At 34.6% G+C, this 7,040-nt stretch carries 5 protein-coding genes; 3 read left to right on the top strand and 2 right to left on the bottom strand.

Features of this window, described 5'->3' with window-relative positions:
* The first annotated feature begins 206 nt into the window (after window positions 1-206).
* A complete protein-coding gene (locus tag J1E28_RS04135; protein WP_291027050.1) occupies window positions 207-1,334 on the top strand; it encodes a hypothetical protein in 1,128 nt (375 codons plus the stop codon).
* A gap of 69 nt (window positions 1,335-1,403) precedes the next feature.
* Here the strand turns inward: J1E28_RS04135 and gyrB are convergent, their stop codons facing one another.
* Complete coding sequence (gene gyrB / locus J1E28_RS04130; protein WP_291027048.1) at window positions 1,404-3,722, bottom strand: DNA topoisomerase (ATP-hydrolyzing) subunit B; 2,319 nt, start codon at window positions 3,720-3,722, stop codon at window positions 1,404-1,406.
* 39 nt (window positions 3,723-3,761) lie between these two features.
* Window positions 3,762-4,823, bottom strand: coding sequence for a DNA polymerase III subunit beta (gene dnaN / locus J1E28_RS04125; protein WP_291027046.1), 1,062 nt, complete (start codon window positions 4,821-4,823; stop codon window positions 3,762-3,764).
* A 314-nt stretch (window positions 4,824-5,137) separates the two neighbouring features.
* Between dnaN and J1E28_RS04120 the strand changes: the two genes are divergently transcribed.
* Both J1E28_RS04120 and J1E28_RS04115 read left to right on the top strand, forming a co-directional pair.
* Window positions 5,138-6,265, top strand: coding sequence for an ABC transporter permease (locus J1E28_RS04120; RefSeq protein ID WP_291027044.1), 1,128 nt, complete (start codon window positions 5,138-5,140; stop codon window positions 6,263-6,265).
* Window positions 6,262-7,038: an ATP-binding cassette domain-containing protein gene (locus tag J1E28_RS04115; protein ID WP_291027042.1), complete on the top strand. Its 777-nt coding sequence runs from the start codon at window positions 6,262-6,264 to the stop codon at window positions 7,036-7,038. The genes J1E28_RS04120 and J1E28_RS04115 overlap by 4 nt, the downstream gene beginning before the upstream one ends.
* The last annotated feature ends 2 nt before the right edge of the window (window positions 7,039-7,040 follow it).

Raw genomic sequence — 7,040 nt, 5'->3', positions numbered from 1 at the left:
ATTGGCGGACGAAACGATACGATAATTTACATCATCTTGGCATTTGTAGTGTGTGGGGGGTTTAAAAATAGCATAGAGAAAATGGAGAGTTTTCAAGCAAATCTATTTTATGTGATATTTATAAGTATATTATTATTTTGGGCTCTAAAGACACTTATAGGCAATCCTTATGCTCCGTTTTTGTATTTTAATTTTTAGAGGCATAAATGTATAAAAAACTAAAAAGCTTATTCCTTAAACCTATCGGTGAAAAAAAGATGATAGTAGCTATATTTGTCTGCGTACTATGCCCCTTTATCTTCATAGCCTTTTTAAACCTTATTATTGATCCCTACTTTTTATATGGAGCCCCTACACATAAATATAATCGTTTCTATGAATATACAGATGAAAGAATAGAAAAGGCAAATAGAATTTATTATGGCAAAAAAGAATCCTATGATAGTGTGTTGCTAGGTAGCTCAAGGGCAACATTTGTAAATCAGTATGATTTTAAGGGACAAAAGCTTTTTAATTTTGCTGTTGCCTCTATGATTCCTTTTGAATATGAATCTTATTTGGAGCTAATGAAAGCTAAAGGACATACTTTAGAGACGATTTATTTGCAAATAGATTTTTTTGGAGCAAATACTAACTATCAAAAAGAAGCTAAAGAGCGATACGAAAAAACATTTAAGCCATTAAAAAATCCTTTCAATCAGGTGGAAAAATTATTTATCCCAAGTAAGCTTCTCAAAGAGATTCCACTTGAAAATTTAAGAGGGATACAATGGAATATGTATTACTCAAGGGATAACATAAAATACAAAAAGAAAACAACAGAGGAAGAGAGGCTAAAAGCCTTTCGTCACACGCTCAAAAGACATACCCTAGAATTTATTAAAAATAATTTCATCTATGATGAACAAGAACTTAAAAATGCCCTAATGCGTATTAAAAATAACAATCCTCAATCACACTTTGTGATTTACACTTCGCCTATAACCACAGCTTTATTTGTATCTCAAATCAATTTTGCCAAAAGATGGGAGGAGTATAAAAAATACATTCGGCTCTATATTGATATTTTTGGAGGCATTTATCAATTTGAGGGCTTCAATGAAATCACACAAGAAGTGCAAAATTACCCCGATGATGATCATTTTTATCCTTATATAGGGACACTTATTGCTAAAACGCTTACAGATAAAAGCTTTATCCCTATTAAAGACTTTGGAATCTATTTAGATGCAAGTAATGTTGAAAATTATTTTAAAGAGCTTGAGAAACAACTTCAAAATTATGATATGAGCGAGATTATAGATATTATGAATGATGAGAGCATAAAATTTTAATTTATCTTACGCGTATTGTTTTTACACAAGTAGCTAAAAACTCTAGCTTTAGCTTCAATCAATAAAGCATTACACATCAAGATTCTTAACATCTTTGGCGTGTTTTTGGATATAGGCTCTACGCGGTTCTACCTCATCACCCATAAAAAGTGTAAAAATATCATCACTCAAGCTATCATCATCGATTCTTACACGCAAAAATGTGCGATTTGCAGGCATCATTGTGGTTTCCCATAGCTGGTCTGGATTCATCTCACCTAAGCCTTTATATCGCTGGATATAAGCATCTTTTTTAGCACTCTCCTCGATTTTTTCTAAAAACTCTATCACATCTTCACCCTTTAAAAATTCAAGGTTTCTGCTTGCGATTTTCTCATAAATAAAACGCGCTTGTTGAAAGAAATTATCCCTAAAAAGCCTATCATTAATACCAAGCTCTACAAGCCCTACTTTTGTTTGCACATAAAGCGTAATATGCTCTTGTGTGGTAATTTTATTAAGAATATTACATTCTTTACCTTGCAAAAAGGATTCTATATTTTGACTTAAATCTGTGAGAGAGAGGGTGTCTAAATGCTTATTTTCCACGAGATAGCGCACAACCTCAAGCATAGGATAACGTTTTTCAAGCTCCTTAAGAACGCTACGATAATGTGAGATAAATTTGAGAATCTCTAAAAGCTCTTTATTCCCAATGCCCTTAAAACTAAAATTTTCAATGCCATTTTCAATAAGGTATTCACTCAAAGCGCGTTCATCTTTAAGATAAATCTCCTTTTTACCTCTTTTATAACGATAAAGCGGGGGCTGAGCAATATAGATATGTCCATTTTGGATAAGTGGCTTTAAATAACGATAAAAAAAAGTCATTAGAAGCGTTTGTATATGGCTTCCATCAACATCAGCATCAGTCATAATAATAATTTTATGATAGCGAAGCTTCTCTAAATTAAACTCATCACCAATCCCACAGCCAAAAGCAGTAATCATATTTTTAATTTCATCAGATTTAAGAATCTTATCAAGGCGAGATTTTTCGACATTCAAAATCTTTCCGCGTAAAGGTAAAATCGCTTGAAAAGCCCTATCTCGCCCTTGTTTTGCGCTTCCTCCCGCACTATCACCCTCTACAAGATAAATTTCAGATTCTCTTGGATCTTTGCTTTGACAATCAGCCAATTTACCCGGCAATGTGCCTACTGAAAAATTCTCTTTTTTGCGCGTTAAATCTCGTGCTTTTTTAGCAGCTTCTCGCCCACGCGCCGCCATAATGGCTTTTTGCATAATGGCTTTTGCCTCGTTTGGATTCTCCTCAAAGAATTTTGAAAGTTTCTCATAAGTAAGCTTTTGCACGATTGGCTTTACAAAAGAGCTTCCAAGTTTGCCTTTTGTCTGCCCCTCAAATTGCGGATCAATCACTTTTGTAGAGATAATTGCCACAAGCCCTTCACGCACATCTTCACCATTGACTTTAGAATCTTTCTCTCTTGCGGAAGCATTTGCCTCAATATAATTCATAATCGCTCGGCTTAGTCCCGCGCGGAATCCTGCCTCGTGTGTGCCACCATCGGGTGTGCGGATATTATTAACAAAGCTTAAGAGCTTCTCATCATAGCCCTCATTATAAGCAAGAGCAATTTCAACTTCACATTCTTGCTCACTTGATTCAAAGCTTATAACTGATGAGATGAGAGGTTTTTTATTTATATCTTGGATAAATTGCCTTAAGCCTCCCTCAAAGTGATATGTCTCTTCAAATTGTGTGCGCTCATCTTTAAAATGAATAGTGATATTATGGTTAAGATATGCCATTTCTTTAAATCTACGAATAAGAATCTCACTATCAAATTCAAGCACTTCCATTACTTCGCCATCGGGGAAAAATTCAATAGTTGTGCCGTGTTTTTTACTCTCCCCAATGATTTCTAACTCACTTTGGGGAATACCTTGAGCGAATTCTTGGCGATAGATATGTCCATTTTTTTTGATTGTCATAATAAGGCGGCGGGAAAGGGCATTAACCACGGATACACCCACGCCGTGCAAACCGCCAGATACTTTATAAGTATCTTGATCAAATTTTCCACCTGCGTGGAGTGTAGTAAGCACTAAAGTAGCAGCGGGGAGATTTTCTGTAGGGTGAAGATCCACAGGAATCCCGCGTCCATTGTCCTCTATAATGGCACTTCCTTCAAGTGTAAGAGTAATATTGATTCTATCGCAATACCCTGCCATAGCCTCATCTATGGAATTATCTACCACTTCATAAATCATATGATGCAAACCGCCAGAGTTTGTATCGCCAATATACATACCCGGGCGTTTTCGAACTGCTTCTAAGCCTTTTAAAACTTTGATATTACTTGCTTGGTATTCTTTTTTTTCCATTCATACTCCAAATATAGGGGTAAAAAATAAGCTGTATTTTTAGAGAAATACAGGCATAATGACGGTTGAGAAATTGTCATCTATGGCGACAAATGGTGTATTTGGCTCATTGATACAAAGTGTGAATTCACTGCTATCTATTTGTGAGAGAAAATCAAGGATATATTTAGAATTAATGCCAAGACTTAGATACTCAATGCCTGTTTGTGCTTCAATTTGTGTAGAAGCTTCCCCACTTTCTTCATTAAGAGATTCAAAAAGCACCTCATTTGGGGTAAAAGTGATTTTAATATTACTTGTGAGTGTTTTAACAAATTGTAAAGCATCAATTAATCTATCTTTAGGAAGAACAACTTTGTGTTTAAATTCTTTAGGAATGATTTTTTCATAATCTGGGTATTTGCCATTAATAAGCTTTGTATAAAAGGTATATTCATCATTTTTAAGGATAAGATGTGTGCCGTTGTGATAAATCTCAAAATGATCAATAAAAAGCTTTGTTATTTCATTAATAGCTTTTTTAGGGATAACAAGTGAGAGGGTATCTACTGATTGGCTTTTGTATTCTATAAGAGCGAGACGTCTTGTATCTGTAGCGACAAAATTAAAACTATAATCTTTAATATCAAGTAAAGAGCCATTAAGCTCATATTTGGGATTATTTGTATCCACTGCAGGATTAATTTTTTTGATAGAGCTTAGGAATTTTGTAGATTCAATTTGAATCTGTTTATTCGCTTCATATTCCGGGAATTTTGGGAATTCATCAGCATTAAACATTGGTAGCTTTGTGCGTGATTTGCCTTGTGAAATACGGATAGAATCTTGTTCTGTTTCAATGGTAACTTCGCCATCTTTAAGATGTTTAATAGTATCTAGAATCTGTCTTCCATTTGCAGTGGCATTACCAGTAGAGAGTGAAGGCACATTGATATGGGATTCAAGGTAAATTTCATAATCAGTAGCTTTAAGGATAAAAGTATCTTCTTTTACTTCAAAGTAAATATGTGAAGTAATTTGTGATCTATCTCTTTTGTCAAGGAAGTTTTGGCAATTCGTAAGAGCGCTCTCAAGTAGATTCTTTGGGAGTGAGATTTTCATCTGTAATATCCTTTATGTAATAGATTTTAGTAGCAGTAGTAAGGAATGTGAAAAAGTGAAAATGTTCTTAAAACTGCCTTTTTTCTTTGCTTTGAGATGTGAATAACTCATTTAAAGTTATCACATAGATTCACGCGATTATATCTAAAAATTTTTATATTTTGGTATTTTTAGCGATATTGTGTGGAATCTTGGGGCTTTAAGAGTGCGATATTACAACTTTTGTTATAATTTTGAATGCTTTTAGATTCTTATGAATAAAAAAGGATTCTACAAATGATAGTGTATCAATTTAAGGGCAGGTTTAGGAAGTAATGGATTTTAAGATACATTCTACTTCAAATGAGATACATATTACATTCTATGGGCAATGTGATTGGAGATTGTCAAAAAAATCTCAAAAGGATTTTACAAAGGCTCTTTTTTTATCTCTTGCCTCTTCTCATACTCAAACATTGATTATCCTTGATTTTAGCAATACCTCATCGGTTGATTATGTATTTTGTGCATTTTTATGTGAATTACTCAAAGAAAAGAATTTTACATTAGTTGGCACACAAGCGCATATTGATGATATGTTTTCTTCGCTTTTAGAATCTTCACAAAAATTAGAATCTAAATCTCCTTATTATTTTTCTACTTTTATTGCTTCTTTGTTTATTCCTTTAGGGCAAAAGATTGCGCTACTCACTCATACTTTTATTGATTTTTTACAATTTTGTGGAATGTGCTTATGGTATTTTTTTCGCTCTTTTTTTACTCCCTCGCGCTTTCGTTTAAGCTCTATTTTTTATCATATTAATGAATCCGGATTTAAAGCTTTGCCTGTTGCGCTCTTAACAGCTTTTATTGTGAGCTATGCAATTGCCTTACAAGGTGTGCTGCAACTTGAAAAAATGGGCGCACCTTTGATGAGCGTGGAAATTGTAGCTAAACTTTCTTTGCGTGAAATGGGTCCTTTCATTTTAGCAATTGTAATTGCTGGGCGCAGTTCATCAAGCTTTAGTGCGCAAATTGGTGTGATGAATCTTACAGAAGAAAATGACGCCCTTAAAACAATGAATTTGAGCCTTTATGATTATCTTATCTTGCCTCGTGTGTTAGCTCTCGTGATTGTAATGCCTTTACTTGTGTTTGTTGCTGATGCAGTGAGTTTATTTGCGGCAATGCTTGCAGTGAAGCTCCAAACAGGCATTAACTTCGTGCAATATTTGGAGCGATTCTATGAATATGTGGATATTAGCCATTTTTTGGTGGGCTTAGTTAAAGCTCCATTTTTTGGTGCAGCAATCGCACTTGTAGGGTGTTTTCGTGGGCTTTATGTCAAAGGCGATACTGAATCTGTAGGAATTGAAACAACTAAAAGCGTGGTAAATGCTCTTTTTTGGGTGATTCTTATTAATGCCATTTTTTCAGTGATTACAATGAGGTTAAATATATGAGCATCATCAAAGTAGAGAATTTGCATACACAATATAATGATGTCATTATTCACGATGGGATTAGTTTTGATGTGAAAAAAGGTGAAATTTTTGGTATTTTAGGTGGGAGCGGGAGTGGCAAGAGCACATTACTCAAAAATATGCTTTTTTTAGAGAAACCAACCGCAGGAACTATCACATTTTTTGGGGAAAATATTTGGAGCTTAGCTGAAGATAAACGTGGGCGGATTCTTGATCGTTGCGGTGTGATGTTTCAATTTGGAGCATTATTTTCATCAATGAATGTGCTTGATAATGTCGGTTTTTTACTCACACAAAAGAGCAAATATGATGAGGCGACCATTAGACGCATTTCAAAAATGTGGCTTGAAATGGTGGGGCTAAGTGCAGATGTAGGCTCTAAATACCCCTATGAACTCTCTGGTGGTATGAAAAAACGCGTAGCTTTGGCTCGAGCCTTAGCTCTTAATCCTGATATTTTATTTTTAGATGAGCCTACAAGTGGGCTAGATTTGCAAAGCTCGGAGCGATTTGATTCACTTATATTAAGACTCAAAGAAGTGCTAGAAATTACGATTGTAATGGTTACGCACGATTTGGATTCAATTAAAGATAGTGTGGATAGATTGATTTTACTTGAGGATAAAAAAATTGTTTTTCAAGGCAGTTTAAATGAGCTTTATACAAAAGTATATCAAGGGCACGCACAGGCAAAAATCTTTAGCGGCAGACGCGGAGAGCGTTTTTGGGAAAGCTTTAAAAATACACATTAAAG

The organism is Helicobacter sp. (genome assembly GCF_022511165.1).
In the GTDB taxonomy this organism is placed as follows: Bacteria; Campylobacterota; Campylobacteria; order Campylobacterales; family Helicobacteraceae; genus Helicobacter_C.
This window is presented reverse-complemented; position numbering and strand designations above follow the sequence as displayed.

Coding starts and splice junctions, on each gene's coding strand:
- gyrB (WP_291027048.1), bottom strand. CDS start 3,722: ATGGAAAAAAAAGAATACCAAGCAAGTAATATCAAAGTTTTAAAAGGC.
- J1E28_RS04135 (WP_291027050.1), top strand. CDS start 207: ATGTATAAAAAACTAAAAAGCTTATTCCTTAAACCTATCGGTGAAAAA.
- J1E28_RS04115 (WP_291027042.1), top strand. CDS start 6,262: ATGAGCATCATCAAAGTAGAGAATTTGCATACACAATATAATGATGTC.
- J1E28_RS04120 (WP_291027044.1), top strand. CDS start 5,138: ATGGATTTTAAGATACATTCTACTTCAAATGAGATACATATTACATTC.
- dnaN (WP_291027046.1), bottom strand. CDS start 4,823: ATGAAAATCTCACTCCCAAAGAATCTACTTGAGAGCGCTCTTACGAAT.